Source organism: Campylobacter sp. US33a (assembly GCF_004378855.1).
GTDB lineage: Bacteria > Campylobacterota > Campylobacteria > Campylobacterales > Campylobacteraceae > Campylobacter_D.
Genome location: NZ_RYYL01000049.1, coordinates 1 through 269, shown reverse-complemented (window position 1 = coordinate 269; position 269 = coordinate 1). Strand labels below are relative to the sequence as shown.

Here is a 269-nt window from a genome sequence, read left to right as displayed (position 1 = left end):
GCTTTAGGATTTTCTTTTTCTCCTTTAAGGATAAAATCAACCCTTTTATTTTCCCCATCTCTTTCAAAATTGAGTGAAATTTTTTGACCTATCTCTAAAGTGCCTATATAGTTTTTAAGATCGCTTGGACTTTTAATCACTTTATCATTTACCTTAGTTACCAAGTCCCCACGCTTAAGTCCTGCTTCATCAGCACTTGAACCCTTTTGTATATCGGTAATTAAAGCACCATCTTGATTTTTATAAGCTTTTTTAGTATCACCCTGTAA

At 33.1% G+C, this 269-nt stretch carries 1 protein-coding gene; it reads right to left on the bottom strand.

The features are described from left to right. Positions 1-269, bottom strand: a 269-nt coding sequence (locus tag ELQ16_RS09850; protein WP_134239458.1) for a PDZ domain-containing protein, incomplete at both ends; no start/stop codon positions are given.